This window comes from Paenibacillus sp. JNU01, from assembly GCF_059130585.1.
The window spans coordinates 6,559,390-6,585,548 of sequence record NZ_CP169723.1; the positions used below are offsets into that span (position 1 = coordinate 6,559,390).

A 26,159-nucleotide genomic window follows, 5' to 3' on the forward strand; every position below is an offset into this window, starting at 1 on the left:
GTGAAGTGAGGTGGATGGCTGTGACAGTCAGCTGGATCGTAACGGGTTTAGGGATCATTGTCAGCCTCCTGGGTTATTATCTGACTCCAAGTGCTTGGGGTTACGGAATATTGGGGTTTGGACTTGCACATGTGCTTTTGGGTGTGCTCGATATGTTCAGACAGCCCAACCGCAGCCGCTATTAGTTGGAAGCTGGACCAGTAAGCATTTTTGGCAGCCACTTCAGGTGGAAGCCAAAAATGCTTTTTTCTTTGTATAGAACATCTTGAAATTAGACTTTTGCTTGGGGTATCCTCTATAATGTTACAGAACATATGATTAACTGAAAGGGTGACTGTTTTGAGTTCAGAAAATTCATTTGATATCGTGTCCAAAATGGACTTGCAGGAACTGACAAATGCTGTTACACAAACCGAGAAGGAAATTGGCACTCGTTATGACTTCAAGGGCAGCAAGAGCAGCCTGAAACTGGATAAGGATGCGTTAACAATCGTATCTGATGATGAGACCAAACTTAAGGCTGTCATTGACGTACTTCAATCCAAAATGGCGAAGCGTGGTCTACCATTGAAAAACATTGATTACGCAAAGGTAGAGCCAGCATCTTCTGGTACTGTCCGCCAGCGCTTGAATTTTAAACAGGGGATTGATCAGGACATCGCCAAAAAAATCAATATTCTGATTCGGGATTCCAAGTTGAAAGTGAAGAGTCAGATTCAGGGAGACCAGCTACGGGTAACGGGTAAGAGTAAAAATGATTTGCAAGCAGTCATGCAGCTGTTAAATGGTGCCAACCTGCCTCTGGATTTGCAATATACAAATTTCAAGTAATAAGACCTTCTTGTAGCAGAAGTGTTTTTTGACATGGTATTAGGCGTATATTATACTAAGTGTGCATTGCTGGCAGTCATGCATCAAGTCCAGTCCTCATCGTTTGCTGACTTTGTGAAAAGCAGTACATCTTCTGGAAGTCACCGGAACGTTTAAAGCGGTTTTGCTTTTGAGCGGTTGACTTTATTTTTTGCGTTTCTACATAGTGGGATCATGTTAATATGGATTGACATTGAAACTGTACATTTCATGTTCCGGATGATGATAACGGGATTATGATGATTGTTTGGAGTAATGGAGGATATGAGGGAGGGCGTCTTGTGAATTTACCCAACCGGATTACGCTTGCACGAATTTGCTTAATCCCTTTTTTGATGGTGTTCCTGCTCGTGGATTTTCCATTTTATCCAGAGCCGTTGCAGCTTGGAAGCTTTTCGCTTCCGTATAATCAACTGATTGCTGCTGTTATTTTTATCATCGCCGCAAGCACAGATGGAATCGACGGATACCTTGCGCGGAAAAATAACATGGTTACCAATCTGGGAAAACTGCTTGATCCGCTCGCAGACAAGCTGTTGGTTACTGCAGTTTTGATCTCGCTCGTGGAGATGGGCAAGCTGGATTCTTGGATTGCAGTGGTTATTATTAGTCGTGAATTTGCAGTTACCGGCTTGCGCCAAATCGCATTGCTGGATGGTTCGGTTGTTGCTGCGAGTGCCTGGGGCAAGCTGAAGACGGTAGTGCAGATTGTGGCAATTGTGTTGTTGCTGTTGAACAATTTCCCGTTCTCATACACGGGTATTCACGTCGATATTATCGCAGTATGGGCAGCAGCGCTTATTACCATCTGGTCGGGTATCGATTACTTTATCAAAAACAAAAACCTGCTTCATTTAACAAAAGCATAATAGTTGGTTCTAAAAATGGGTAATCATGAAGGAAGCATTGGGTCAGGGGCAATAGGAAATTATCCTATTGCCCTTTGATCACTCACCACATGTACAGGAGGATGCTCAATGAAGGCAGAAATCATTGCAGTTGGCACAGAGCTACTGCTTGGACAAATCGTCAATACCAATGCCAGATACCTATCCCGTGAATTGGCTGCGATGGGGATCGATGTATATTTCCAAACGGTGGTTGGGGATAACCTGAACCGACTTAGTGAAGCTATTCGCATTGCACAGGGCCGTGCTGACGTTATTTTATTTTCCGGTGGCATCGGACCCACTCAAGATGATCTGACCAAGGATGCGCTCGCAGCTGTTCTTAACCGAAAACTGCATACGGATCGAATGGCGATGGATAAAATTGAGAGCTTTTTCAGAGATCGTAATGTGGACATGACAGAGAATAACCGACGTCAGGCAATTGTTATTGAGGGTGGGACACCTCTGGCCAATGAAACGGGTCTTGCGGCAGGAAATGCGATTTCTGATAATGATAAACATTATGTTGTGATGCCTGGACCACCCAAAGAGCTAATTCCAATGTTCGAACAGGAAGTCAAGCCTTGGCTGTTCCAGCATGTGCTTACAGAAGAAATGCCGATCTATTCCCGAATGCTCAAATTCGCAGGTATCGGTGAATCTGCTCTGGAGGATCGACTGCTGGATCTGATTGACGCGCAGACAGACCCTACAATTGCTCCTTACGCGAGCGAAGGCGAAGTTACGGTACGTGTCTCCACTAAGGCTGCGAGTGAAGGAGAGGCGAAGCTGAAGCTGGATGCGATGGAGGTTCAGATTCGGGAGCGTTTGACAGAACATCTCTACGCGAATGAGGATGTGCCTATAGAGTACACAATTGTAACCATGATGTCTGACATGGGGCTGACGCTTAGCGCTGCTGAGAGCTGTACAGGAGGTCTTGTCATGCAAAGTTTGACTTCTGTACCGGGAAGTGCCTCAATGCTCAAAGGTGGAATCGTATGTTACTCCAATGAGATTAAGGAAAAGCTGCTGAATGTGCCTCATGATTATCTGGAAGGTGAAGATGCACCTGGAGCGGTAAGTCCTGAGGTTGCAAAAGTGCTTGCTGAGCAGATTCGCATGATTGGCGATGCTGATTTTGGCTTGGCTGTTACCGGTGTAGCTGGACCGGGATATTCGGAACGCAAGCCACCCGGACTTGTCTTCATCGCTCTGGCTGAACGTGGAAAAGAGACGGAAATTCATGAGCTGCGTATTAATGGTAATCGCGAGACTGTCCGCATTCGTTCAGCCAAAGCGATTCTCTATCGCCTATGGCAAAAACTTGTGGCGATGGATTGATTAGTTAATAGCTTCGATTGCATTTGAAGCTCTAAAGAAGTATAATTAAGGAAGACGGAAGAACCGCAGAATTAGGCTTTACAGCCTTGTTTACGGTTCTTTTTTCTGTTTAATGGAAAGTTTCTTTGAGGAAGAGGCGCCTCGGCCTTTACAAAAAAAAAACGAATGTATGTTCGAAAAAAAGCTTGGCAAACGTGTTAAAACAAGGTATCATTATCTTATAAACAGTAAAGGGTGTGAGCTTATTGTCAGACCGTCGTGCCGCGCTTGATATGGCGCTCCGTCAAATAGAGAAGCAATTTGGTAAAGGATCCATCATGAAACTGGGTGAGTCCACTCATATGAATGTGGAAATTATTCCCAGTGGTTCCTTGGCTTTGGATATTGCATTAGGAACAGGCGGCTTGCCTAAAGGCCGTATTGTTGAAATATATGGACCTGAATCTTCAGGTAAAACAACTGTCGCATTGCATGCGATTGCTGAAGTACAACGTGTTGGTGGACAAGCAGCCTTTATCGATGCTGAGCATGCTCTTGATCCTCAATATGCAAGTAAATTGGGCGTTAACATTGACGAATTGCTTCTATCTCAGCCAGATACGGGTGAGCAAGGGCTGGAAATTGCAGAAGCTCTTGTACGCAGTGGTGCAGTAGATATCGTCGTTATTGACTCTGTAGCTGCATTGGTTCCAAAAGCAGAGATTGAAGGCGAAATGGGTGATTCACACGTTGGTTTGCAAGCGCGTTTGATGTCTCAGGCGTTGCGTAAATTGTCTGGTGCAATCAGCAAATCCAAAACAATCGCAATCTTCATCAACCAGCTTCGTGAGAAAGTCGGCGTTATGTTTGGTAACCCGGAAACAACACCTGGGGGTCGTGCTCTGAAGTTTTATTCTACGGTACGTCTGGATGTACGTCGTATTGAGAGTATCAAATCAGGCAATGACATGATTGGTAACCGTACTCGTATTAAAGTTGTGAAAAACAAAGTGGCACCTCCGTTTAAACAAGCGGAAGTGGATATCATGTATGGTGAGGGTATTTCGAGAGAAGGCAGTATCATTGATATTGGTACTGAGCTGGACATCGTTAATAAAAGTGGTGCTTGGTACTCTTACGAAGGTGAGCGTTTAGGACAAGGCCGTGAGAACGCGAAGCAGTTCATGAAAGAGCATAAAGATATTGCTGAAATCATTGAACAAAAAATTCGGGTAGCTAGTAACTTGACTACCGCAGTTCCTGCGCCAACGAGTGAAGAGCAACAAAAAGAAGCAGAAGAAGAACAAGAATTGTTTGAAATCAACGAGTAATCTCTCAAAGCCTCCCTTACTGGGAGGCCCTGAGGGTGTTTCCCACTGGGCTCCATAAACTTATCTGATTGAGCTTGGATCAATCTGGATAAGTTGATTGTAGTGGGACTGCTCTTGCTGTCCAACAGCCCCTGTCCCAGTGGACAGGGGCTGTTGGCACGCTACTGTGTAGATAAAGGCCGGGCTGAGTTCCCGGCCTTTTGTATTAGCATTCTTTATGTGAAGATGTGCTTGACGTAGTCAGAATAAAAATGATGTGAAAGGGGAGACCTGAATGGATCAACATGACGAGGATTTATATGAAGAAGCAGAACAGGATGGCCTATCCCAATTTCCGGACAACGAAGAACTTATAATTACACGTGTAGAACGGACAAAGCACAGGCAAGCTCGTTATCGAATCACTTTTGGCATCCACTCCATAACGGTTCTTGAAGATGTAATGATTAAATACAGGATGACTCAAGGCAATTCGTTTATGAAGAAGGATCTGGAAGAAATCATTGTAGCTGACGAGCGACAGCGGACGTATACACAGTCTCTGCGTTTTTTGGAGCATAAGCCGCGTACACGACATGAGTTGAGTCAGAAACTTCGTCAAAAAGAGTTTGCTGCTCCTTTAATTGAAGAGACGCTGGATCGACTTGAGCGCGAGAATTTGGTGGATGATGACCTATTTGCGAAGGAATGGACAAGACAGCGTATGGAGGGCAAGCGGAAGGGAAAACTGTGGATAAGGCAAGAGCTCCGTCAAAAGGGCATTGCCAATGATCTTATTGTTGAAGCGCTGGAAGGTGTCAGTGCGGATGCGGAATTTGAGACTGCATTGAGTGCCGGACGAAAAAAATGGAATCAGGTCAAAGGGGACGTCAAAGAGAAGAAAAATAAAACGCTTCCCTTCTTAATGAGACGTGGTTTTTCAATGGATATGGTGCGCCGGGTCGTGAATTGTTTAATTGAAGAAGATGAGGCTGAAGACGCCGAAGATGACGAAGCGTTGTTATGGGATTAGCAGACTAGAGTCTCTATACTGCATTCTCTTGACAATTTCTTTCGTCAAATACTAAAATGGACATGAGTCTGTAAGAAATGGACAACCCTTTTTCCTTCCAAAAAAGCGGTTTCGGTTTCTTAAGATTTATACCATTCTTAATTATGGGTTCGCTGGAAACAGTGAATAGTACGTGGAAACATGTACATGTGAAATGAAAATCGGCGGGGGATCGCCGTGAGTATTCGTTATTCCCAAAAATATGTAAGGTTTGAAAACTGCAAATTGACCCAAGGAATGCCTTGGAGGAACCAACGAGGAGGTGAACAGTATGGAAATTGCAATCACGATCGCTCTCGTTGCAGCCGCGCTATTCATTGGGTTCGGAGTAGGATATTTTATTCGCAAATCTCTTGCAGAGGCTAAAATCTCTAGTGCGGAACAAGCTGCCGTACAAATCGTGGAGAACGCGAAGAAAGAGGCAGAAGCACTGAAGAAAGAAACAGTGCTGGAAGCGAAGGATGAAATCCATCGCATTCGCGCTGAAGCTGAAAAAGACACTCGTGAACGTCGGAATGAAATTCAACGACAAGAAAGACGATTGTTGCAAAAAGAAGAGTCGCTGGATAAAAAATTGGAATCACTCGAACGTAAAGAAGAGCAAGTGGCTAACAAAGAGAAACGAATTGATGAGACTCAGCAGCAGATCGAAATGATCTACAAAAACCAGGTGACAGAGTTGGAACGTATATCCAACCTCACTATGGAAGACGCACGCAGTATCATACTGTCCAACGTAGAACAGGAAGTTCGTCATGAGACGGCTCAAATGATCAAGGACATTGAACAACAAGCGAAGGAAGAAGCGGACAAAAAGTCCCGCGAGATTATTACACTCGCCATCCAACGTTGTGCGGCTGACCACGTAGCGGAAACAACGGTATCTGTTGTTACCCTGCCGAATGAAGAAATGAAAGGCCGGATTATCGGTCGTGAAGGACGTAACATCCGTGCGCTTGAAACCCTTACAGGGATTGACCTCATTATCGATGATACGCCAGAAGCTGTTATTCTGTCGGGCTTTGACCCGATTCGCCGTGAGATTGCCCGTACTGCCCTGGAGAAACTGGTGGCTGACGGACGTATTCACCCGGCACGGATTGAAGAGATGGTTGAGAAATCCCGCAAAGAAGTGGATGAGCGCATCCGTGAATACGGTGAGCAAGCTACCTTTGAAGTTGGCGTGCATGGTCTGCATCCGGATCTGATCAAAATTTTGGGCCGGTTGAAGTTCCGTACAAGTTATGGTCAGAACGTCTTGAAACATTCGATGGAAGTCGCTTATCTGGCTGGATTGATGGCTGGCGAACTCGGAGAAGACGTAACTCTGGCAAGACGTGCAGGTCTATTGCATGACATCGGTAAAGCGCTGGATCACGAAGTGGAAGGATCACACGTCGAAATTGGCGTGGAACTGGCGAAGAAATACAAAGAACATCCGGTTGTAATCAACAGTATCGCGTCCCATCACGGAGATTGCGAAGCGACTTCGGTCATTGCCATGTTGGTTGGTGCAGCAGATGCACTCTCCGCAGCAAGACCAGGCGCACGCCGCGAAACGCTGGAAACGTATATCAAACGACTGGAGAAGCTGGAAGAGATTTCGGAATCCTTCGAAGGTGTCGAGAAATCGTACGCCATTCAGGCCGGACGCGAAGTTCGTGTTATGGTACAGCCTGAGAAGATCGATGATGCTGAAGCCTTCCGTCTCGCCCGTGACATCACGAAGATGATTGAGAATGAACTCGACTATCCGGGTCACATCAAAGTCACCGTCATCCGGGAAACCCGTGCGGTTGAATACGCAAAATAGAGCAATACGGAAAAGTGGCCGCGGTAATGGGCCACTTTTCCTTTTGATAGCCTCTTAAAGTGTGTTTTCAAAAAGAGGCTAGGCTTTTTCGACTGAATTCCATATTCAATCAAAGGCTTTTTGTATAAATACAGATCATGGAACAAGAGATAGAGTCCTGCAGGTTCAACATTCGAAAAAGAGAACTTTGCAGGAATTGAGGAGGCAGTAATCAGTGAAAGTTTTGTTTATTGGTGACATTGTAGGCAACGTGGGACGTAAGGCATTAAAGGAAAATTTACCGTACCTGAAATCGAAGTATAAGCCACATGTGGTGATTGTGAATGGTGAAAATGCGGCAGCAGGTCGCGGCATTACCGGGGCAATTGCAAATGAATTTTTCAACTGGGGTGTACATGGTATTACACTTGGTAATCATACTTGGGACAATAAGGATATTTTTGATTTTATAGATGATGAGCCTCGCATGATTCGTCCAGCGAACTTTCCACCAGGCACACCAGGACGAGGATACACGGTTGTCAAAGGTGAAGGGAAAGAGCTGGCGATTGTCAATCTGCAAGGAAGAACGTTCCTGCCTGCTCTGGATTGCCCGTTCCGTGTAGCTGATGAGATTGTTGATGAGCTGCGTCAGGACTATAAATGTATTCTGGTCGATATGCATGCTGAAGCGACGTCAGAGAAAATTGCCATGGGATGGCATCTGGATGGACGTGCGTCTCTCGTTGTAGGTACACATACACATGTACAGAGTAACGATGATCGGATTTTGCCTGGAGGAACGGCATACTTGACGGATGCGGGTATGGTAGGGCCGCGTGACGGCATATTGGGCATGGAGCGTGAGGCCGTGCTGCGCAAGTTCTACACCCAGCTCCCGGTACGTTTCGTTGTGGATGATGGCAAATGGCATTTCCATGGTGTGTTTGTTGAAATTGATGAAGCTACAGGTGCGGCAACACGCATCGAAAAAATTCGTCTGATGGAGGACGAGTGGCGCATGGAATAGGGGTATTGTCCCATTTTGCAGGGAAACCCGTCTAAAAAGAAGGAATTTTTTTGCCTCCCGCGAATAACATCTAGTAAGTGGAAACAAACTTTCAACATTCCCAGGGAGGTACTTACCATGGATGTATTAAAAGTTTCAGCAAAGTCCAATCCTAATTCTGTAGCCGGCGCTCTTGCAGGGGTTCTTCGTGAACGTGGAAATGCTGAACTGCAGGCAATTGGAGCGGGAGCACTGAACCAAGCCATTAAAGCGGTAGCGATAGCCCGGGGATTTGTAGCACCAAGCGGAGTTGACCTGATTTGTATTCCAGCTTTTACAGACATTGTGATCGACGGCGAGGACCGAACGGCCATTAAGCTGATTGTGGAGCCCAGATAATACATGCAGTATGCATTGAACCTGTTTACGATGGATGTAGACAGGTTTTTTTGCGTTTTCTTCGCAATAAAATATTGAGGAGGGTTTGTCCATGTCTGATTGGCGTGTAGCTGATTTTCACTGTGATGCACTGAGCAAAATTTTGATGCAGCCTGCTCTTTCTTTTGAAGATGCTCCAGAACTGGATGTGAATTTGCAACGCTTGAAAGAAGGGAAGGTAGGGTTGCAGGCGTTCGCCATCTATTTACCCGAAGTACTTGGCAGAGGCAAGTTTGAACATGTGATGGGGCAGTTGGAGATTTATCGTAGTCGTGTAGAGAGAAGTCAGGGTCGGCCGGGCGGCACACAGACGTTGTTATGGCGTGAGCAGGTGGCTCAGGTGGAGCAAACAGAGGGTACGTGGGGATTAATCACACTGGAGGGTGTGGATGGTCTGGAGGGCAACTTGTTCTATCTGGAGTTATGTTATCAGATGGGCGTTCGAATCATTGGACTAACGTGGAATTATGCCAATTGGGCGGCTGACGGAGTCATGGAGAAGCGTGGGGCGGGTCTGACCGAGAAAGGGAAAGAACTGGTGCGCCAGTGTAATGAAATCGGAATGCTGTTGGATGTGTCGCATCTGACGGAGAAAGGGTTCTGGGAACTGGCTGACTTGAGTAAGCGTCCTTTTATCGCCTCCCATTCCAACAGCTATAGCGTATGTCCCCATGTGCGCAATCTGAAAGATGATCAGATCCAGGCCATCATTGCCCGGGAAGGGCGGATCGGACTGACGTTTGTACCCTGGTTTGTTAAACAGGAGGGGGAAGTGCTCATAGAAGACCTGCTGCCTCATATCGAGCAGATCTGTTCTCAGGGCGGACACAACCATCTGATGATGGGGTCTGATTTTGACGGAATCTCAACGTATATTCAGAGACTTGAACACTCGGGGCATTATCCAAGACTGACGGAAATCCTGCTCAAACATTATGATGAACATTTAGTGCGCGGCTGGTTGTGGGGGAATGCGATGAGTTATCTGAGGGAACACTTGCCAGAGGGAAATCCAAAAATAAAGGGGGCTTCCGTGAAATAGTAAAGTGGTCTGTGGGACAGAATGGGTTGAATAAAGCTTGTTTTCCAAATAAAGGAGGGGAATGATGGTGAAATAAGTGTATTTCATGAATTTTCACCAGTTCGTTTTCATTTCACTCCAAAAAGGGGTATAATACCATTGGATTGTTAAGAGCCTGAGTTCAGGCCATAGATAAACAAGGAGTGAAATTTACAATGAGTAAAACAGTACCTGTGGGCGTATCTGCCCGTCACATTCATGTATCCCAAGAGCACGTTGAAATTTTGTTTGGCAAAGGTTATGAACTGACTGAATTTAAACCTCTGTCCCAGCCTGGCCAATACGCTGCTAACGAAACGGTAGCGGTTATTGGTTCGAAAGGACAGTTTGATAAAGTGCGTATCCTTGGACCTGTTCGCCCTGAAACGCAACTGGAGATCTCCATGACAGATTCATTTGCGATTGGTGTTAAAGCACCTGTTCGTGAATCTGGAAGCATTGAAGGTACACCAGGAATCACGATTAAAGGTCCTGCTGGCGAAGTAACGATCGATAAAGGTGTCATCGTAGCTGCTCGTCACATTCACTTCCATACTTCGGATGCTGCTAAATGGGGGATCGAGGACAAACAAATGCTGAAAGTTCGCCTCGGCGGAGATCGCGGTCTGGTACTGGAAAATGTACTGGCTCGTGTATCTGATTCTTTCGCACTGGACATGCATATTGATACAGATGAGGCTAACGCTGCTGGCGCTCGTAATGGCGACACTGCTGAAATCATCGATTAATACCATGGAATAGCTTCAGCAGCCTACTAGGGCAGTCTGAATAACGTATAAACCTGAGCACAGCCATTAAGGGCCGGTTAATTCCAGCCCTGTTGGCAAAGCTCAGGTTTTTCTGTTTTCTAAGTGTTCATTAGAGCATGGCATGTCTCGGATTAGGCGAAGGGACGTGCGGTTTGCATGTGGAACTACAGCCCAATTCATGCTATAATTTGCTGTAATGCTCTTTTAATGTTCCCGGCAAGAAATTCACGTGGAACAGGGATGAATGAACGATTTTTTATTAATTGAGGCTGTAAGGAGTGACCGAAGGAAATGGCTAAAGACTCAAAAAAGGATTACTCCCAATATTTTGATTTCTCCGATGCCAAAGTAATTTCGCAAGATGAATTCAGCAAAAAGATAAGAATCCGGGGTCGTGAGATTAACATCAAATCGGAACCTAATCATCGTCAGGAGAAACAGCGGGGCAAGGAAGACGTCCAGGTGTTATACGAAAATGCCGTTCCCGATGAACTGAAAAACATAGGGAAAGGCAAACACTATATTGTATATACGTATGGATGTCAGATGAATGAGCATGACTCAGAGACCATCAAAGGACTTCTTGAATCAATGGGATATCAGGCTACAGAGGATCGCAAAGAAGCTGATATTATCCTGCTCAATACATGTGCCATACGAGAAAATGCGGAAGATAAAGTATTTGGTGAGCTTGGTCACCTGAAAACGCTAAAACTTGAACGCCCGGGATTGTTACTTGGTGTATGCGGGTGTATGTCCCAAGAAGAAGGCGTCGTCAACCGAATCATGCAGAAGCATGGCTTTGTGGATATGATCTTTGGTACACATAATGTGCATCGACTGCCACATCTAATCCAGGAAGCGCTGTTCAGCAAAGAAATGGTTGTTGAGGTGTGGTCCAAGGAAGGCGACATTATTGAGAACCTGCCGAAGAAACGTGAGGGTATGCGCGGCTGGGTGAACATTATGTATGGTTGCGACAAGTTCTGTACATATTGCATCGTCCCGTTTACGAGGGGCAAAGAACGCAGCCGTCGTCCTGAAGATGTCATTGCCGAAGTTAGGGATTTGGCACGACAAGGCTTTAAGGAGATCACTCTACTTGGTCAAAATGTGAATGCGTACGGCAAGGACTTCACCGACCTGAAGTACAGCTTTGGGGACTTGATGGATGCCATTCGTCAAATTGATATTCCGCGAGTGCGGTTTACAACCAGTCACCCACGTGACTTCGATGACCACTTGATTGAAGTGCTGGCCAAGGGCGGAAATCTCGTAGAGCACATTCATCTACCAGTGCAATCTGGCAGTTCGGAAGTACTTAAACGCATGAGCCGCAAGTATAGCCGGGAACACTATCTGAAACTGGCTGACAAAATTAAGAAAGCCATCCCGAATGTTGTGTTGACAACGGATATTATTGTTGGTTTTCCGGGGGAAACGGAAGAACAGTTTGAAGATACACTTTCCCTTGTCCGTGAAGTAGGGTATGATTTTGCCTATACCTTTATTTATTCCCCACGGGAAGGTACACCGGCTGCGGTGATGGAAGACAACGTACCGATGGAAGTGAAGAAGGAACGTTTGAAGCGCTTGAACGAAACAATCAACGTATATAGCCATCGAAGCAATGAAGAACAACGTGGCAAAGTTGTTGAAGTGCTCGTTGAAGGTGAGAGCAAGCGGAATTCCGAAGTTCTGGCAGGACGTACGCGCAGCAACAAGCTGGTGCATTTTGAAGGACCCAAAGAGTTGATCGGTACTTTCGTACAAGTGGAAATCACCGATCCGATGACTTTTTATATTCGGGGCAACCTGCTCTCTGAGCCGGTAGCTGCCAATCAGTAATACACACACCAATAAGATGAGAACTTTGGGGTTCAATATCAGGTTCGGACATTCGCCCAAGTAGCGGAGGGACGGAATCGGTCTGTAGAAGCGAAGCGTTCGCCTTTGTCTCCGGATTTTAACCTTGAAAAAGTGTAATTAGAAAAAACCGGAGACAACAGCGATCAAAAGAACGATCCGTACTCGTAGCGGTCATGGAGCAGACGTTTGAACTCATTTGAGCCCAGGTTCTCATCTTATATCATCTCATAGAATGGAGCGATTTCAGTGGCGCAGGAAGAAGTGCAGTACAACCATTACGGAATGCCTACCTACGATACGCGCAATCTGGTCATACGCGACGACATTATGGGAAAAGCCAAAGAATTGGCTGATATGCTCGGAACGAGTGAGGAAGTTAGACAGTTCCAACAGGCTGAAACCAAAATTCGTGATCATGAGCGCATCCAGCAGTTGATCGCAACGATCAAGAAGAAACAAAAAGAAATCGTTGCTTTTGAGAGCTTCAAAAATGTGGAGATGGTTAGCAAAATTGAACAGGAAATTGAAGATCTGCAAAGCGAACTGGACAGTATTCCATTGGTTACGGAATTCCAGCAGAGCCAGAGCGACATCAACTACTTGCTTCAGTTAGTGATCTCTGTAATCCGGGATACGGTTTCCGAAAAAGTAAACGTGGAGGCTGGAACGGATTCACCTCCGACAAGTTGCGGTTAAATGACGGAAGGGTGCGGACGCTGTCCGCGCCTTTTTTGACGATTATAGAATTATAAGTTTTCAGCGGAGCTGAAGGATTCGATAATCGCAAGAAAAGCAACTGCCAAACCACGAATGTGGCATCATCGATAAGGCTTCAATCAGAAGTTTTTCTTACATTGCATAACTCTTAACGTGGAGTGGCTGTCGCCAAGTACTCGGAATATCATTCCAAGCAAAGCTCCACGTTGTGGGGTTATTTTGTGTGGCGCGCTGATTTTTTAATGTTAAAGGCACATGACATCAAGAGAGCATGATACGTACAGTGAAAAAGGAGAAATGAATAATGAGCATTTTGGACAAAATGGTAGAAGACGGAGCCGAACGATTCTGGGGATTTCTCGGATGTCGATATATTAAAGGAGATGGCAAAGAAGTACAGATCGCGTTGACAGCAGGCGAACATCATACCAACTCCATGGGGATTATTCATGGGGGTGTATTAACTTCACTGATGGATCAGGCGATGGGGATGGTTGCAACAGCAGCAATGGAAGTAGATGGCTGTGTGACAACCAATCTGAATGTACATTTTCTCGCACCCATGAAACAAGGGGAATTAACGGTGACGGCTACAGTGTTACATCAGGCTGGACGCAGTGTTACGACTCAATCAGAGGTTCGTGATGCATCTGGCACGTTGGGATGCATGGCTACGGCTACTTTCCGTATAGCACGTCCGAGAACGTAAAGTATGAATCCCGCTGTTGACAAAAGATATTATTATGTCATAATGAAATTATCAAAATGAAAATAGTCGGTGGTGCCCATGAACGAAAACTACGAACACTTCAATTCAGAGAGCGACGAACAAGCAGCACGTGCCTATAGTTCCAAGAAATATCGTACCCCCGATGGAGTTCCTGCGGATATCGTTATGTTCACCTTGACCAAGCGGGAGCGCAAGACGGTGACCAAGACACTTCCCATTCGGGAATTGAAAGTGATGCTGATTAAGCGCAAAGGCTGGCCTTTTGCAGGTAGATGGGCATTACCCGGTGGTTTTTGTCAGGAGAATGAATCCATCTACGGTGCAGCAAAACGTGAGTTGATGGAAGAGACAGGTGTAGACGGTGGACATCTGGAGTACTTGAATGTATACAGTCAGCCGGGTCGTGACCCGAGGGGCTGGATTATATCTCACGCATTTTTCGCGCTTGTGGAGGAATGGATGCTGGATCAACGTCAAGCAGCAGATGATGCTGAGGACGTTGGATTGTTCACGATTCAGGAGGCGTTGCAAGAATTGGAACTCGCCTTTGATCACAGAACAATCATTGAAGATGCATATCGACGCATTCAACAACAGATGCTGGAGACGACGATTGCTCGTCAGTTCCTGCCACGTGATTTTACATTAAGTGAATTATATCAGGTTATTCAAAGTGTTGTACCGGATTTTGAAGAACCAAACTTCATTCGCAAGATTACGTCTACCCGCAGTCGCAAAGGCATTGTGGAAGAAGTTCGGGATGAAGAGGGGAACTTGGTGAGTTCCAACCAGTACTCGCAGCGTCCGGCGCAGCTATATCGTTTTACAGAACTCGTGCCACGCCTTTCCATCTACACGTAAAAAGGTGCAGATGTGTCAATTGGATTGAATCAGGATCAACCATTTCTGAGCTAAGGGAGTGTTGACGATGAAAGCACTGATTGTGATTGATTTTACGAATGATTTTGTGACAGGTTCTTTACCTGTAGGTCAGCCGGCGGTAGAGATCGAAGAGACGATTGCAGCTGTAACCGAGGCTTATTGTAATAACAAACATGAGGTAATCATGGCCGTGGACCTGCACGAAGAAAATGATCCGTATCACCCGGAGACGGTACTTTTCCCACCTCACAACATCAGAGATACAGCGGGGAGACAGTTATATGGACGTCTTGCCCAAGTGATGGAAGTACGGAAAAACGATATTCGGTGGATGGATAAGACGAGATATAGTGCATTCTGTGGAACCGATCTGGAACTCAGACTGCGTGCACGTGGAATTACGGATATTGCACTCATAGGGGTATGCACGGATATTTGCATATTGCATACCGCAGTGGACGCTTACAATAAAGGATTTCATATTACGGTGTATGAAGATGCTGTTGCCAGCTTTAATCCTGCAGGACATGAATGGGCGCTAGGACATTTTCGTTCCAGCCTGGGTGCTTCGGTGGTTAAGGCGAGTGAGACAGTCCTTGCGTAATTTAATCGATAATTCTGTTTGGTTCTGCCTGTTAAGAACCGGATGAATGTGGTGAATGGTGTATAGAGTTTTACGGGAGACTTGTTTGTTTAATGCGGATGAACAGAATCATGAAGAATGAGTCTCCATATGTTAACCCGTGTCCTCAATTGAAATCTGGGGGCACGAGCGGAAGTCAGAGAGGATGAGACAAATGCAGACAACTAGCCTGGCTTTACATACGGATAAATATCAGATCAATATGATGTACGCCCATTGGGTGAATGGTACTCACAAGCGGAAGGCGGTATTTGAAGCCTATTTCCGTAAGCTTCCTTTTGGCAACGGATATGCGGTATTCGCCGGATTGGAACGGATTGTGAACTACATCAGCCAGCTTCGGTTTACAATGGACGACATCAAATTTTTATCCAAACAAGAGGAAAATTACGATCCGGTCTTTCTGGAAGAGTTGCTCCAGTTTTCATTTCAGGGCACGATTCATTCCATGAAGGAGGGAGCAATTGTTTTCCCTGACGAACCGCTCATTCGGGTAGAAGGCTCCATTATGGAGACACAATTGGTGGAGACGGCAATACTTAACTTCATGAATTATCAGACGTTGATTGCAACCAAGGCTTCGCGGATCAAACAGGTAGCCCAACAGGATACGTTGCTCGAATTCGGTACACGGCGTGCACAGGAAGCGGATGCGGCGATCTGGGGCGCACGTGCTTCGTATGTAGCAGGCTTCCATGCAACCTCCAACATGCTGGCCGGAGAGCGCTTCGGAATCCCAACAGCAGGTACACACGCCCATTCCTGGGTACAGAGCTTTATGAGTGAACAGGAGGCGTTTGACGTGTATGCCAAGGTCTTGCCTGATCAGGTTACGTTATTGGTTGATACCTTTGACACATTGAACAGTGGAGTACCTCACGCCATCAAGACAGCCAAGAAGCTAGAGAGCCAAGGCAAAAAGATGAATGCGATTCGTCTGGACAGCGGTGACCTTGCGTACTTGTCCATTCAGGCACGTCAGATGCTGGATGAGGCTGGCCTGGATTATGTGAAAATTGTAGCATCCAATGATTTGGATGAAAACACGATTTTCAACCTGAAGGCACAAGGAGCACGGATTGATACATGGGGTGTCGGCACACAGTTGATTACCGCTTCTGACCAGCCATCTTTGGGTGGGGTGTACAAATTGGTAGAACGTGAAGTGGACGGTGCCATGCTGCCTACGATCAAAATTTCTGCCAATCCTGAAAAGGTGTCCACTCCAGGTAAAAAGGAAGTGTTCCGGATCATTGATCCGAAACATGGCAAAGCGATTGCGGATTATATCTGCTATCCAGATGAAGAGCAGCCGCTCCAAGGCGGACCGCTCAAGCTGTTCAACCCGCTACACCCTTACCTGAAAAAAACCGTTACCCGCTACGAAGCGGTCAATATGCTGGAGCCGATCTTTGTGAACGGACGCAAAGTGTATGAGCTGCCTAATCTGGATGAGATTCGGGCGTATCACCGGGAACAGATGAATCTGTTCTGGCCTGAATACCAACGGAAGCTCAACCCGGAGATCTACCGTGTAAACATTAGCCCTGCGGCATGGAATATGAAGCAGAAGCTTATTGCGGAACATGTGAAATCCACAGAGGAATGATCTAAACTTAAGAATGACAAAAAGGCATAACCAGGTAAGAATACTGGCTATGCCTTTTTGATGGTCATGGAATGTATACGTGTTTAGCGAAGGTTGAACGATTCGACGCTTACAAGCAAAATTTCAGCTAAACGCGGTCTGTCTTCAGAAAGTATGTCGATAGACGTTTTTTATATGATCCGATTAACTCGGACCCGTATGTAAGAAATCTCATGGACAGACTGCCAAGGTAGCAGGCTATACTGGAAATGGTCATGCGCAATTCAAGAAGTTATTCTGGAGAACGCAGTAATTATTTCTCGGGAAAGCGCAGGAGACGCCAAATTCTGCATCTATTGATTCAATCCCGCAGCTGTAGGGGATGAAAGTAAGAGGAGGTGCAGACATGAGATGGATATTAGGACTGGTCTGGATCGCTTTTATTGCCTATGCATTGATGCTGGCACCGGGGCAGTCACCTGGAAGTGATCCAATATTCAAAGAACTGATCACCATGCAAAGCAAAGAGCCTTGGTTGCTTACTGTGTTTTCGTGGTTAGGTATTTTCCCGGCAGTTTATGCCTGTATGCTGTTAAGAACATCGGTGAAAGAACGAAGTGGCCGTGTACCGGCTTGGCCTTTTGTTCTGCTTTCTTTTGGACTAGGTGCTTTTGCCCTGCTTCCCTACTATGTGTGGTCATCATCCGCAAATAGAGCTTCGGGTTATACAAGCTTGCATTTTGGTCGTCAGCGGGAGTCGGGAATTGGAAGAGTGGCAGCTCACAAGTTGACGCATGTAGTCCTTCTGCTGTTGACGCTGGGGACCGCATTCTACGCCGTGACGCAAGGTCATCCGGATGTATATGTGGAGGCGTTCAAGCAATCATCCTTTGTACATATTATGACGATTGATTTTGTACTGTTGACCTTGCTTTCCGTAATTGCAATATACAGGGACGCCAAAGGTAGTCGACGTTCACCAGCTTGGGCCGCGGCAGGCATCATCCCTATTGTGGGTCCGCTAATTTATCTGTTGACGCTCAGGAGAGATAGAGCTTGATGATTACGTTAAGCCTGAATGCGAACAATTCATGTGCTTAATGGAAAAATATATAAAATCCGAAAAAGGAGTGGCTATCGATGAAAAACCATTTTAACGCATATGTTGTTCGTAAAGAAGAGCAGGGCGGAGTGAAAGCGGAAATAGAGCAACTGAAGAAGGAAGATCTTCCGAATGGAGATGTAACGGTACAGGTGCAATATTCCAGTGTCAATTATAAAGACGGACTTGCGACTCTTGAGAAGGGTGGCGTCGTTCGTGAATACCCGATGGTACCGGGAATCGATCTGGCCGGAACGGTAGAAGAGTCCGTGAGTGGACGTTTTGCACCAGGAGATCGGGTAATCAGTACAGGATTCGAACCTGGCGTATCTCATTACGGAGGGTACAGCGAGTATGCTCGTCTGCGCAGTGAATGGCTAGTGCCTCTTCCACCGGGTCTCAGTGAGAAAGAAGCCATGGCGATTGGAACCGCAGGATTTACGGCTGCACTTTCGGTAGATGCGCTGTTACAGGCTGGAGTAACCCCGGCGATGGGCAAGATTCTGGTTACGGGTGCAACGGGGGGCGTTGGAAGTATGGCCGTGGCGATTCTGGCGAAACTTGGCTTCCAAGTAACAGCCAGCACAGGCAAGAAGGATCAGGAGGAGTCATTGCTCCGGAACTTGGGAGCTTCGGAGGTTATTACTCGTGAAGAAGCTGATGCTCCAGCTAAAGGAGCCATGGGGAAACAGCTATGGGCGGGAGTTGTTGATCCAACAGGAGGACCTGCACTCGCGGAGCGATTAAAACAGATTCAATACGGAGGAGCGGCAGCGGTCTCCGGGTTAACGGGAGGCACAGCTTTTGAATCCACGGTACTTCCGTTTATATTGCGTGGTATCCAGCTTATTGGTATAGACTCTGTATATTGTCCGATGGAACGTCGGGAACGGCTGTGGGAACTGCTCGGCGGAGAATGGAAACCGGAGCGTGCGCTGGAACTGGGAATCCGCGAAATTTCTCTAGACCAGTTGCCGCATACACTTGAGACGATACTCCAAGGTGGTGCAGTAGGTCGGACTGTGGTCAATACAATATCAGATCTGCCATCCGCATAAGTTTCCAAGTCCTAAGACATGCTAATTCTACCTGATTGGGTCACAGTACATGTGGCTGGAAAGGAAGGATTGGCATGTGTTTTGATAGAAAAAAACGAAGTCTGGTTCGAAGAACAATGAAGTCGATACTTATAAGTGGAGTGTTGATCACAAGTGTCTGGACCCTGGTGGCATGTTCGGCATCATCCATTGAGCAGGAGCGGAAGGTCTACACCCGTGAAGCGACAGATGAAGGGAATGTGCGGGCACAGAGTCAAGGACACGGATTAAACGGTGAATTGGTAAGTGAGATCAGTAAGAGTTTTGAAGCAAAAAGCATTCAGCTGATGAATAACATGTTTGAAGATGATGGCCATGGTGGGATCTCTTATATGTACTTGTTGAATGGAAGTAGTAGACATATCGTGAAAGTCCACATTTTCAGTGATGCAGCAACCCGTGCTGCCGGCATGAAACAAATGTATAGTGAGAATGCTGATGAGGCTGTCTTGGAGAATGCGCTTGGCCGGACAACGATTCGCAGCAAAGGATACGTCTCACTCGTGTATACAGCTTCGGGTGGGGAAAAGGACAAGTATGAACAGGATGTCATGCAGGTGTTCCAACATGTGCTGGGGCAACTAAGGTAAGTAGAGTGAGATACCCGTCGTACTATAACTTACAGCTGAAAATAAACCCGAAAACCCGTCTGATCTTTCAGACGGGTTTATATATTTCACGCATGACATGCCGCAGTTCAGGCAAAATGAGTTTTTCCATGGCCAATTTGACGGCACCTCTGGAACCTGGCATGGAGAATACCGCAGTGCGTCCAATCGTACCAGCGACGGCTCTGCTCAGGATGGCAGCTGAACCGATATCTTCGGTGTAACTGAGAAATCGGAAGATCTCACCGAAACCTGGAAGTTCCTTGTCGAGCAATGAGGATACCGCTTCGTATGTCGTATCTCGGGGAGCAATTCCTGTTCCGCCGCTAAGCAGCACGGCTTCAATATCATCACGAACAGCTGCATCCTGCAGGATGCTTCGAATGTTCTCCGTTTCGTCTGGTGTAATGATGTATTCAACAATCTGATACCCTGCTTCATTCAGAAGCTGATGCATGAGCTGGCCACTGGTGTCCGTGTCTTTGGTGCGCGTGTCTGACACTGTAACAATCATGCACGATACCGTGGTCGGAGCTTCCTGGCGATGTTGTTCCACTGAACTAGTCATGAAACTTCCTCCTTCAATCAACATGTCCTCATAGCATAGACCATCCGTTAGCATCAGGCAATGTACTGGGGAAGAATTGAACATGATTGCATAACGAATGCGGGATGGTGTACACTCGCTAGATACAGATAGATCAGGTTACAAGAAGGACAATCAGAGAGGTGTATACGCATGAATGAAACAATTTTAAAAGAACAATCCATACCTGTATATATACTGTCAGGTTTTTTGGGGAGTGGCAAAACAACACTGCTTGTTCAGTTGATCGAACATTGGCAACAGCAGGGTTTGCGTCCCGCAGTGGTTATGAATGAGTTAGGCGAAGTCAATCTGGATGGTCAGATTGTGGATTCCACCGTTCCCATGACAGAGATGTTAGGTGGATGCATCTGTTGTACCGTTCGTGGTGACTTGGGATTGCAACTTGCTGATCTCGTTCAGGAGGAATCACCTGATGTGATCGTTATTGAAGCAACCGGTGCGGCGAATCCAATGGAGATTCTGGATGCGGTAACGGAGACCTCACTCTACATGCGACTGGAACTGAAAAGTCTCATCACGGTTGTGGATGCAGCACATCTATCTGGTCTGTATCAGGAGCAGAAGGGGCAGACCTTCAAACTAATGCAGGAGCAGATTCGTTGTGCGTCTGTGCTTCTCTTAAACAAAACGGATCGGGTGAGTGCACAGGAGCTGAAGGATCTGGAACAGCTCTTGGCAAAATGGAATGGCTTCGCACCTGTAATTCCTACAGTCAAATGTGAGGTGGAGATGGATCTGTTGCTTCGCAGTGGGGCAGACGTGCATGTGCATGATTCAGCTTCTGAAGCAGATAAGCCGGCTCACCATGAGCATACGGAAACCTGTGGTACACATGGATGCAATCATGGACATGAACATCAGTCGGTTCAAGGCGATGCTACGAATAATGACGCATCCTATAGCCATGTTCATGACCACAGTCACGAGCATGCTGTTCCTCATGCATCACACGAACATGTCATGGTTTATACGCATTATTTCAGTCAACCGGTGAACAGCGAGGCGTTTGAACAATTTGTATCCGCATTGCCACGTGATGTGTATCGAGCAAAAGGTATTTTATCATTTAGTGACACGGCGAGCCGCTTCTGGTTCCAGTATGCCTACCGTGAATCGGACTACATGAAGATCACACCTCAGGGAAATGTCCCTAATGTTGCTGTGTTTATAGGTGAACATTTTGACCAAACTGTCATTCGTGACCAATTACTGGAATTGGAAGCGATAAAGTAAGTTAGATGATTCAATATTCCTCCCAACTGGGTATTAAGAAGCATAGCAAACTTTGCCTGGGAGGTAACTTTAAATGACACAACAACAATATCAACAATGTATCGATGCTTGCCTGGAGTGCATGAATGCTTGCAACGTATGTTACATATCGAGTCTGAAAGAATATGATCTGGCGATGCTGCGTGATTGTATCCGTTTGAATCGGGAATGTGCGGAGATCTGCAGTTTTGCTGCACAAGCGATGACACGTGGAAGTGATTTCATTGCTGAAATATGCGAATTGTGTGTGAAAGCTTGTGAAGCTTGCGCCGCAGAGTGTGGCAAACACAACCACGATCACTGCCAAGCATGTGCAGAGGCTTGCCGCAGATGTGCAGAAGCTTGCCGGTTGATGGCAGCAGTAGCATAATTACTATTTCACTGGAACATATAATAAAAACCGATAATGACCTTGGTCCCCTAAGGGAAGGTAGTGAAACACAGGCATCTGAGACGATGTGCCTATGTGTATTGCCTTTCTGTAGGGGATTTTTAATGCAGGTTGCCAAGTCTAAACGTGGTATGTATAATGATGGGAATGAATTGAAACGAAGAATATCAATGATCGGGAGAGTAGCCAGATCCATACATGACAGCGAGCCGGGAGAGGTGGGAGCCGGTATGACATGACCTGTGTGAACCGCACCCGTGAGATGGTTATCCGAAAAGATGTACGTATCCCGATTGGGGATAGGCCAGATCTGTCTGAGGGTAACTCGGCTTGCGACCGTTATACGCATCGAGCGGAACAGGTTCTGCGGGTATGCATGTTGATGCATATGAAGAGCAACCTGTTCACTTAGAGTGGTACCGCGGGAACTGTTAAGTCAGCTCTCGTCTCTTATGTAGAGACGGGAGCTTTTTTGTGTTAATTTTCAGCCACTAATGAATGGATAAGGAGTGTTTGACATGTTGATGAAGCAGGCTGCGGCCGATATTGCGCCTTTAACGGGATTGACTGAAGAAGAAGTTATGAGATTACTGGAGGTTCCACCACAAGCGGAGATGGGGGATGCAGCATTCCCTTGTTTTGCATTAGCGAAGTCATTAAAAAAAGCACCGGCAGTCATTGCAACTGAGCTCGCAACGGGATTACAGGCATCTGGAATTGAAGCGACTCCGGCCGGGCCGTATGTAAATATCCGCTTTAATCGGGAGGCGCTCGCGCCGAATCTGCTAAAAGAACTGGGAGATGCCGCATTCGGTAAGCTTCAGCTTGGTCAGGGTTCGCGTGTCGTGATTGATATGTCTTCTCCTAACATCGCGAAACCCTTTGGTATCGGACATTTGCGTTCTACTGTCATTGGTGCAGCACTGTATCGGTTGTATAACGAAGCGGGTTATACCTCTGTAAGTGTGAATCATCTGGGAGACTGGGGAACCCAGTTTGGTAAGCAGATTGCAGCATACAAAAGATGGGGCAATGATGAAGCATTGCAGGCAGATCCGATCCGTACGTCCCTGGAACTGTATGTGCGCTTCCACGATGAGGCAGAGAACGATCCTTCCCTGGAGATGGAGGCACGGGAGTGGTTCCGCAAGCTAGAGCAAGGGGATGAAGAAGCGCAGCGGTTATGGGCGTTCTTTGTGGAAGTCAGCATGAAGGAATTCAACCGGATGTATGAACGTCTGAATGTACAGTTCGACCATACGTTGGGGGAGAGCTTTTACAATGACAAGATGGGCGCGGTGGTTGAAGAACTCAAGGCGAAAGGTTTACTTGAAGAGAGTGATGGAGCACTCGTGGTACGTCTGGAGGACGAGAACATGCCCCCGTGCCTGATTATCAAAAAAGACGGAACAACCATCTATCCTACACGGGATTTGGCTACGGCGGTGTATCGTCATGAGGTGATGAAGGCAGATCGCTTGTTATACGTGGTCGGAGGCGAGCAGAAGCTGCATTTCCGGCAGGTATTTGCGGTCCTTTCCCGGATGGGGCATGAATGGTCTGCGAAATGTGAACATATCCCGTTTGGATTAATGCGTTTTGAGGGACGGAAAATGTCTACACGTCGCGGTAAAGTCGTCTTCTTGCAGGAAGTGTTGGATGAGGCAGTCGCTCGTGCTTTGCAGATTATTCAAGAGAAAAACCCGAATCTGGAGAACCCTCAGAAGGTAGCTGAGGCTGTTGGTGTAGGTGCTATTATCTTCGGTGATCTGCGCAATAATCGGTTAAACGATGTGGACTTCTCACTGGAAGATGCGGTGAGTTTTGAAGGAGAGACCGGACCTTATGTGCAATATACCCATGCTCGGATTCAAAGTGTGCTTGCCAAGGCAGAAGAAGCGATACGTGTAGAAAATGAAAACCATCTGACTAACGCCAGCCTTGCGGATGGTGAGAATGAAAAAGTGACCACTTCATCCGGTATCGGAGATACCGCTTGGGCATTACTGAAACTGCTCGGTGAATATCCCGAATATCTGGCAAAAGCAATTCATCGGAATGAGCCTTCGGTCATTGCCAAATATACAATAGATGTCGCTCAGGCGTTCAACCGCTTCTATCACGCCGAACGGATTGCGGATGCGTCATCTGATGTAAGATCCTTCCGGGTGGCATTGGCCAAACGGACTGCCGAACGCCTCGCTTACAGTTTACATTTGCTAGGTGTGCAAGCTCCAGAACGGATGTGATCCCAATGACATGGAGTACACGTGGTCTTTTCAGGAAGTCGGATCAAGCTTCACCAGACTCATCAGTCCGAGGTATATTGCTTCAACAAGTGAGCAAACGATTAGGTACTGCTCAAGTATTGAATCAAATTAATCTGGAAGTAAAACAGGGCGAATGCGCTGTGATTGTTGGCAGAAATGGCTCGGGCAAAAGCACATTGCTTCGTATGATGGCGGGTATTCTGTTACCTGACAAAGGATCGATTCATCGCACATTGAAGGGTTCTGCAAAGTATGCAGTAGATGGCCTGCCACGTGTACCCTTTACATCTAGGGAGTACTTGTGGGAGATGGGACGGATTCGGGGCATTCGCCCCGAAGAACTACGTGGGCGGATAAGAGAACTTAGCGAACTTTTATATCTTGATACCGCGATCGATCAGAAGTTACTCCTATTGTCCAAGGGCACATTGCAAAAAGTAAATTTGATTCAGGCCCTTTTAGCTGGACCGGGTGGTCTTTTGTTGCTGGATGAACCGTTATCAGGCTTGGATATTCCAGCGCAAGAGGCAGTCGTATCCCTATTGGGGGAATGGAAGGATGAAGGGACATGCATTGTTACAGCTTGTCATGAACCCTTGCTTATTGAACTTTTGGCAGACCAGGTGATTGTGTTGAAGAAAGGCAGTGTGCTCCGCTACTGGAATCGTGAGGATATACTGCAAGCTGGCGAACCGGTTGTATGTATTCAAAGTCTGGCTCCTGCTGGAGAGGATCTGGCTAATGATCCATCCATTTCACATCAACCGGGAGTGTTGTCTTTAGATCGTGATACGAGCTTGGGGAACGCAAAATCTTGGTTGTGGGATTGGAAAGTGGTTCAACAATCCACAGATGATGTCCTCCGAATGATTCTGGCTTCCGGAGGTTCGGTAGTGTCTGTACAACAGGAGGAAAGTCAATTACATATGGAAAGTCTGCTTGGAGGACAACATTCAGCTGTACATGCGAGTCGTGGAGGTGTCACAGAATCTGTGGACTTAAGCTCTTCCATGGATGGTGCGGGGGGAGAAGCCGAATGATCTATCTGACCCGATATTTGTTAAGGCATCACATTCGCTCACAGAAATATTTTGCACCGGTTATCTTTTATATCATTGCCATGTTACTGATCTATTCTTACAAACCCAACCCAATTGCGGACAGTTACAGTGTCACGGCTATGTTGTTATTTCTGGCAGCAGCTTGGCATGGAGTCATGGTGATGAATACCGAACCTGCGAAGCAGTTTCAATTACTGGTCCTTCATGCAGGAAGCAGGCGTAAGGTTGTAACAAGTCAACTCATCTGTGCCTGGATTATGCAATTCATGCTTACCGCAATTACTGTGCTATATCCCGTGTTCGCTGGAATGTTCGAAAGACAACCCACAGGTGAGGAGTGGATGATGACCTGGTTAGGACATCTGGGATTATCGCTGCTGGGATTAGGCATCAGTGTATTCTTTCAAAAATCGTACATTCCCTTGCTTAGTCGCAGTATGCCTGCCCTCATTATTGTATTATTACTATCGTTTATCCAAGGCTCGTTAAGCGAACGTTTGCCTGAATCGTTAGAATGGCTTGGTCGCATACTTCCACCAGCCTTTTATCTGGTTCGTGAGATGATGTTATTTGATGAATCAAAGATGGACTCGTTTGTTTCGGTTATGCTTTGGACTGTGCTCTACGCAATGGGGTTACTGATTATCCATGTGTGGCTGTCCGGAAGAAGAGATCTGCGGGGTTAGAAGACGCGCTTCCCGATAACTTGAATGTTGCTCTTGGTTTGGTTAGGATAGAGGGACATAGAATGGATAACATCGTACGGTTGAAGGAGGCGCTCGCAT

26 protein-coding genes and 1 other annotated feature are annotated in these 26,159 nt (G+C 46.5%); of the genes, 25 read left to right on the plus strand and 1 reads right to left on the minus strand.

The features are described from left to right. The first annotated feature begins 14 nt into the window (after nucleotides 1–14). The 20 genes from NLBNIHML_RS28875 to NLBNIHML_RS28970 all read left to right on the plus strand — a co-directional run bounded on the left by NLBNIHML_RS28875 (nucleotide 15) and on the right by NLBNIHML_RS28970 (nucleotide 19,752). Nucleotides 15–185, plus strand: coding sequence for a hypothetical protein (locus tag NLBNIHML_RS28875; protein ID WP_017689116.1), 171 nt, complete (start codon nucleotides 15–17; stop codon nucleotides 183–185). A gap of 154 nt (nucleotides 186–339) precedes the next feature. Further along, nucleotides 340–831 (plus strand): YajQ family cyclic di-GMP-binding protein, encoded by a 492-nt coding sequence (locus NLBNIHML_RS28880; protein WP_253433904.1) that lies wholly within the window; start codon nucleotides 340–342, stop codon nucleotides 829–831. Nucleotides 832–1,151: 320 nt separating this feature from the next. After that, nucleotides 1,152–1,739: a CDP-diacylglycerol--glycerol-3-phosphate 3-phosphatidyltransferase gene (gene pgsA, locus NLBNIHML_RS28885; RefSeq protein WP_062833849.1), complete on the plus strand. Its 588-nt coding sequence runs from the start codon at nucleotides 1,152–1,154 to the stop codon at nucleotides 1,737–1,739. Between the two features lie 108 nt (nucleotides 1,740–1,847). After that, nucleotides 1,848–3,104, plus strand: a complete 1,257-nt coding sequence (locus tag NLBNIHML_RS28890; protein WP_339302956.1) for a competence/damage-inducible protein A — start codon at nucleotides 1,848–1,850, stop codon at nucleotides 3,102–3,104. Between the two features lie 245 nt (nucleotides 3,105–3,349). Next, a complete protein-coding gene (gene recA, locus NLBNIHML_RS28895) occupies nucleotides 3,350–4,414 on the plus strand; it encodes a recombinase RecA (RefSeq protein WP_062833851.1) in 1,065 nt (354 codons plus the stop codon). A gap of 274 nt (nucleotides 4,415–4,688) precedes the next feature. Beyond that, nucleotides 4,689–5,426 (plus strand): regulatory protein RecX, encoded by a 738-nt coding sequence (locus NLBNIHML_RS28900; RefSeq protein ID WP_339302955.1) that lies wholly within the window; start codon nucleotides 4,689–4,691, stop codon nucleotides 5,424–5,426. Between the two features lie 310 nt (nucleotides 5,427–5,736). Then, the gene (gene rny / locus NLBNIHML_RS28905) at nucleotides 5,737–7,278 is read left to right on the plus strand and encodes a ribonuclease Y (protein ID WP_036670418.1); all 1,542 of its coding nucleotides are present in this window, start codon (nucleotides 5,737–5,739) and stop codon (nucleotides 7,276–7,278) included. Between the two features lie 214 nt (nucleotides 7,279–7,492). Beyond that, nucleotides 7,493–8,287: a TIGR00282 family metallophosphoesterase gene (locus NLBNIHML_RS28910; RefSeq protein ID WP_145146946.1), complete on the plus strand. Its 795-nt coding sequence runs from the start codon at nucleotides 7,493–7,495 to the stop codon at nucleotides 8,285–8,287. 117 nt (nucleotides 8,288–8,404) lie between these two features. Beyond that, the gene (locus NLBNIHML_RS28915; protein ID WP_007430104.1) at nucleotides 8,405–8,665 is read left to right on the plus strand and encodes a stage V sporulation protein S; all 261 of its coding nucleotides are present in this window, start codon (nucleotides 8,405–8,407) and stop codon (nucleotides 8,663–8,665) included. Nucleotides 8,666–8,756: 91 nt separating this feature from the next. Beyond that, nucleotides 8,757–9,746 (plus strand): dipeptidase, encoded by a 990-nt coding sequence (locus NLBNIHML_RS28920; protein ID WP_494353326.1) that lies wholly within the window; start codon nucleotides 8,757–8,759, stop codon nucleotides 9,744–9,746. 194 nt (nucleotides 9,747–9,940) lie between these two features. Continuing rightward, nucleotides 9,941–10,513 carry a phosphate propanoyltransferase gene (gene pduL / locus NLBNIHML_RS28925; protein WP_017689107.1) on the plus strand — a complete coding sequence of 191 codons (573 nt, stop codon included), beginning with the start codon at nucleotides 9,941–9,943 and terminating at the stop codon, nucleotides 10,511–10,513. Nucleotides 10,514–10,825: 312 nt separating this feature from the next. Next, nucleotides 10,826–12,382 carry a tRNA (N6-isopentenyl adenosine(37)-C2)-methylthiotransferase MiaB gene (gene miaB, locus NLBNIHML_RS28930; protein WP_339241679.1) on the plus strand — a complete coding sequence of 519 codons (1,557 nt, stop codon included), beginning with the start codon at nucleotides 10,826–10,828 and terminating at the stop codon, nucleotides 12,380–12,382. A 303-nt stretch (nucleotides 12,383–12,685) separates the two neighbouring features. Beyond that, nucleotides 12,686–13,099 carry a YlbF/YmcA family competence regulator gene (locus tag NLBNIHML_RS28935; RefSeq protein ID WP_197997748.1) on the plus strand — a complete coding sequence of 138 codons (414 nt, stop codon included), beginning with the start codon at nucleotides 12,686–12,688 and terminating at the stop codon, nucleotides 13,097–13,099. Between the two features lie 325 nt (nucleotides 13,100–13,424). Further along, entirely contained in the window at nucleotides 13,425–13,829 is a 405-nt protein-coding gene (locus NLBNIHML_RS28940; protein WP_339241680.1) for a PaaI family thioesterase, read from the plus strand. Nucleotides 13,830–13,907: 78 nt separating this feature from the next. Then, nucleotides 13,908–14,711, plus strand: a complete 804-nt coding sequence (locus tag NLBNIHML_RS28945) for an NUDIX hydrolase (RefSeq protein WP_339241682.1) — start codon at nucleotides 13,908–13,910, stop codon at nucleotides 14,709–14,711. Between the two features lie 67 nt (nucleotides 14,712–14,778). Next, on the plus strand, nucleotides 14,779–15,336 hold the full coding sequence (locus NLBNIHML_RS28950; RefSeq protein ID WP_472478703.1) for a cysteine hydrolase family protein: 558 nt from the start codon (nucleotides 14,779–14,781) through the stop codon (nucleotides 15,334–15,336). Nucleotides 15,337–15,529: 193 nt separating this feature from the next. Next, on the plus strand, nucleotides 15,530–16,984 hold the full coding sequence (locus NLBNIHML_RS28955) for a nicotinate phosphoribosyltransferase (RefSeq protein WP_091017227.1): 1,455 nt from the start codon (nucleotides 15,530–15,532) through the stop codon (nucleotides 16,982–16,984). A 385-nt stretch (nucleotides 16,985–17,369) separates the two neighbouring features. Continuing rightward, complete coding sequence (locus tag NLBNIHML_RS28960) at nucleotides 17,370–18,023, plus strand: hypothetical protein (RefSeq protein WP_339241685.1); 654 nt, start codon at nucleotides 17,370–17,372, stop codon at nucleotides 18,021–18,023. Nucleotides 18,024–18,103: 80 nt separating this feature from the next. Beyond that, complete coding sequence (locus NLBNIHML_RS28965) at nucleotides 18,104–19,123, plus strand: oxidoreductase (protein WP_494353327.1); 1,020 nt, start codon at nucleotides 18,104–18,106, stop codon at nucleotides 19,121–19,123. 74 nt (nucleotides 19,124–19,197) lie between these two features. Then, nucleotides 19,198–19,752: a hypothetical protein gene (locus tag NLBNIHML_RS28970; protein ID WP_494353328.1), complete on the plus strand. Its 555-nt coding sequence runs from the start codon at nucleotides 19,198–19,200 to the stop codon at nucleotides 19,750–19,752. A gap of 67 nt (nucleotides 19,753–19,819) precedes the next feature. On the opposite strand, the gene NLBNIHML_RS28975 is transcribed toward NLBNIHML_RS28970, so the two are convergent. Beyond that, entirely contained in the window at nucleotides 19,820–20,338 is a 519-nt protein-coding gene (locus NLBNIHML_RS28975; protein WP_339241689.1) for a MogA/MoaB family molybdenum cofactor biosynthesis protein, read from the minus strand. 171 nt (nucleotides 20,339–20,509) lie between these two features. Between NLBNIHML_RS28975 and NLBNIHML_RS28980 the strand changes: the two genes are divergently transcribed. From NLBNIHML_RS28980 to NLBNIHML_RS29000, 5 genes are all read left to right on the plus strand, one after another. After that, complete coding sequence (locus NLBNIHML_RS28980) at nucleotides 20,510–21,613, plus strand: CobW family GTP-binding protein (RefSeq protein WP_494353329.1); 1,104 nt, start codon at nucleotides 20,510–20,512, stop codon at nucleotides 21,611–21,613. 73 nt (nucleotides 21,614–21,686) lie between these two features. After that, nucleotides 21,687–22,022, plus strand: a complete 336-nt coding sequence (locus NLBNIHML_RS28985) for a four-helix bundle copper-binding protein (RefSeq protein WP_253433942.1) — start codon at nucleotides 21,687–21,689, stop codon at nucleotides 22,020–22,022. Nucleotides 22,023–22,204: 182 nt separating this feature from the next. Then, nucleotides 22,205–22,497: a binding site (T-box leader), on the plus strand. A 64-nt stretch (nucleotides 22,498–22,561) separates the two neighbouring features. Beyond that, nucleotides 22,562–24,292: an arginine--tRNA ligase gene (argS, locus tag NLBNIHML_RS28990; protein WP_494353330.1), complete on the plus strand. Its 1,731-nt coding sequence runs from the start codon at nucleotides 22,562–22,564 to the stop codon at nucleotides 24,290–24,292. Between the two features lie 5 nt (nucleotides 24,293–24,297). Beyond that, the gene (locus tag NLBNIHML_RS28995; protein ID WP_494353331.1) at nucleotides 24,298–25,353 is read left to right on the plus strand and encodes an ATP-binding cassette domain-containing protein; all 1,056 of its coding nucleotides are present in this window, start codon (nucleotides 24,298–24,300) and stop codon (nucleotides 25,351–25,353) included. Continuing rightward, the gene (locus NLBNIHML_RS29000; protein WP_339241694.1) at nucleotides 25,350–26,060 is read left to right on the plus strand and encodes a hypothetical protein; all 711 of its coding nucleotides are present in this window, start codon (nucleotides 25,350–25,352) and stop codon (nucleotides 26,058–26,060) included. The genes NLBNIHML_RS28995 and NLBNIHML_RS29000 overlap by 4 nt, the downstream gene beginning before the upstream one ends. Nucleotides 26,061–26,159 lie beyond the last annotated feature (99 nt).

Bases quoted from the DNA above. Each gene is read 5' to 3' on its own strand.
- NLBNIHML_RS28875 (WP_017689116.1), top strand. From the start codon at position 15: ATGGCTGTGACAGTCAGCTGGATCGTAACGGGTTTAGGGATCATTGTC.
- NLBNIHML_RS28890 (WP_339302956.1), top strand. From the start codon at position 1,848: ATGAAGGCAGAAATCATTGCAGTTGGCACAGAGCTACTGCTTGGACAA.
- NLBNIHML_RS28900 (WP_339302955.1), top strand. From the start codon at position 4,689: ATGGATCAACATGACGAGGATTTATATGAAGAAGCAGAACAGGATGGC.
- rny (WP_036670418.1), top strand. From the start codon at position 5,737: ATGGAAATTGCAATCACGATCGCTCTCGTTGCAGCCGCGCTATTCATT.
- NLBNIHML_RS28915 (WP_007430104.1), top strand. From the start codon at position 8,405: ATGGATGTATTAAAAGTTTCAGCAAAGTCCAATCCTAATTCTGTAGCC.
- NLBNIHML_RS28920 (WP_494353326.1), top strand. From the start codon at position 8,757: ATGTCTGATTGGCGTGTAGCTGATTTTCACTGTGATGCACTGAGCAAA.
- pduL (WP_017689107.1), top strand. From the start codon at position 9,941: ATGAGTAAAACAGTACCTGTGGGCGTATCTGCCCGTCACATTCATGTA.
- miaB (WP_339241679.1), top strand. From the start codon at position 10,826: ATGGCTAAAGACTCAAAAAAGGATTACTCCCAATATTTTGATTTCTCC.
- NLBNIHML_RS28935 (WP_197997748.1), top strand. From the start codon at position 12,686: ATGCCTACCTACGATACGCGCAATCTGGTCATACGCGACGACATTATG.
- NLBNIHML_RS28940 (WP_339241680.1), top strand. From the start codon at position 13,425: ATGAGCATTTTGGACAAAATGGTAGAAGACGGAGCCGAACGATTCTGG.
- NLBNIHML_RS28945 (WP_339241682.1), top strand. From the start codon at position 13,908: ATGAACGAAAACTACGAACACTTCAATTCAGAGAGCGACGAACAAGCA.
- NLBNIHML_RS28950 (WP_472478703.1), top strand. From the start codon at position 14,779: ATGAAAGCACTGATTGTGATTGATTTTACGAATGATTTTGTGACAGGT.
- NLBNIHML_RS28955 (WP_091017227.1), top strand. From the start codon at position 15,530: ATGCAGACAACTAGCCTGGCTTTACATACGGATAAATATCAGATCAAT.
- NLBNIHML_RS28960 (WP_339241685.1), top strand. From the start codon at position 17,370: ATGAGATGGATATTAGGACTGGTCTGGATCGCTTTTATTGCCTATGCA.
- NLBNIHML_RS28965 (WP_494353327.1), top strand. From the start codon at position 18,104: ATGAAAAACCATTTTAACGCATATGTTGTTCGTAAAGAAGAGCAGGGC.
- NLBNIHML_RS28970 (WP_494353328.1), top strand. From the start codon at position 19,198: ATGTGTTTTGATAGAAAAAAACGAAGTCTGGTTCGAAGAACAATGAAG.
- NLBNIHML_RS28975 (WP_339241689.1), bottom strand. From the start codon at position 20,338: ATGACTAGTTCAGTGGAACAACATCGCCAGGAAGCTCCGACCACGGTA.
- NLBNIHML_RS28980 (WP_494353329.1), top strand. From the start codon at position 20,510: ATGAATGAAACAATTTTAAAAGAACAATCCATACCTGTATATATACTG.
- NLBNIHML_RS28985 (WP_253433942.1), top strand. From the start codon at position 21,687: ATGACACAACAACAATATCAACAATGTATCGATGCTTGCCTGGAGTGC.
- argS (WP_494353330.1), top strand. From the start codon at position 22,562: ATGTTGATGAAGCAGGCTGCGGCCGATATTGCGCCTTTAACGGGATTG.
- NLBNIHML_RS28995 (WP_494353331.1), top strand. From the start codon at position 24,298: ATGACATGGAGTACACGTGGTCTTTTCAGGAAGTCGGATCAAGCTTCA.
- NLBNIHML_RS29000 (WP_339241694.1), top strand. From the start codon at position 25,350: ATGATCTATCTGACCCGATATTTGTTAAGGCATCACATTCGCTCACAG.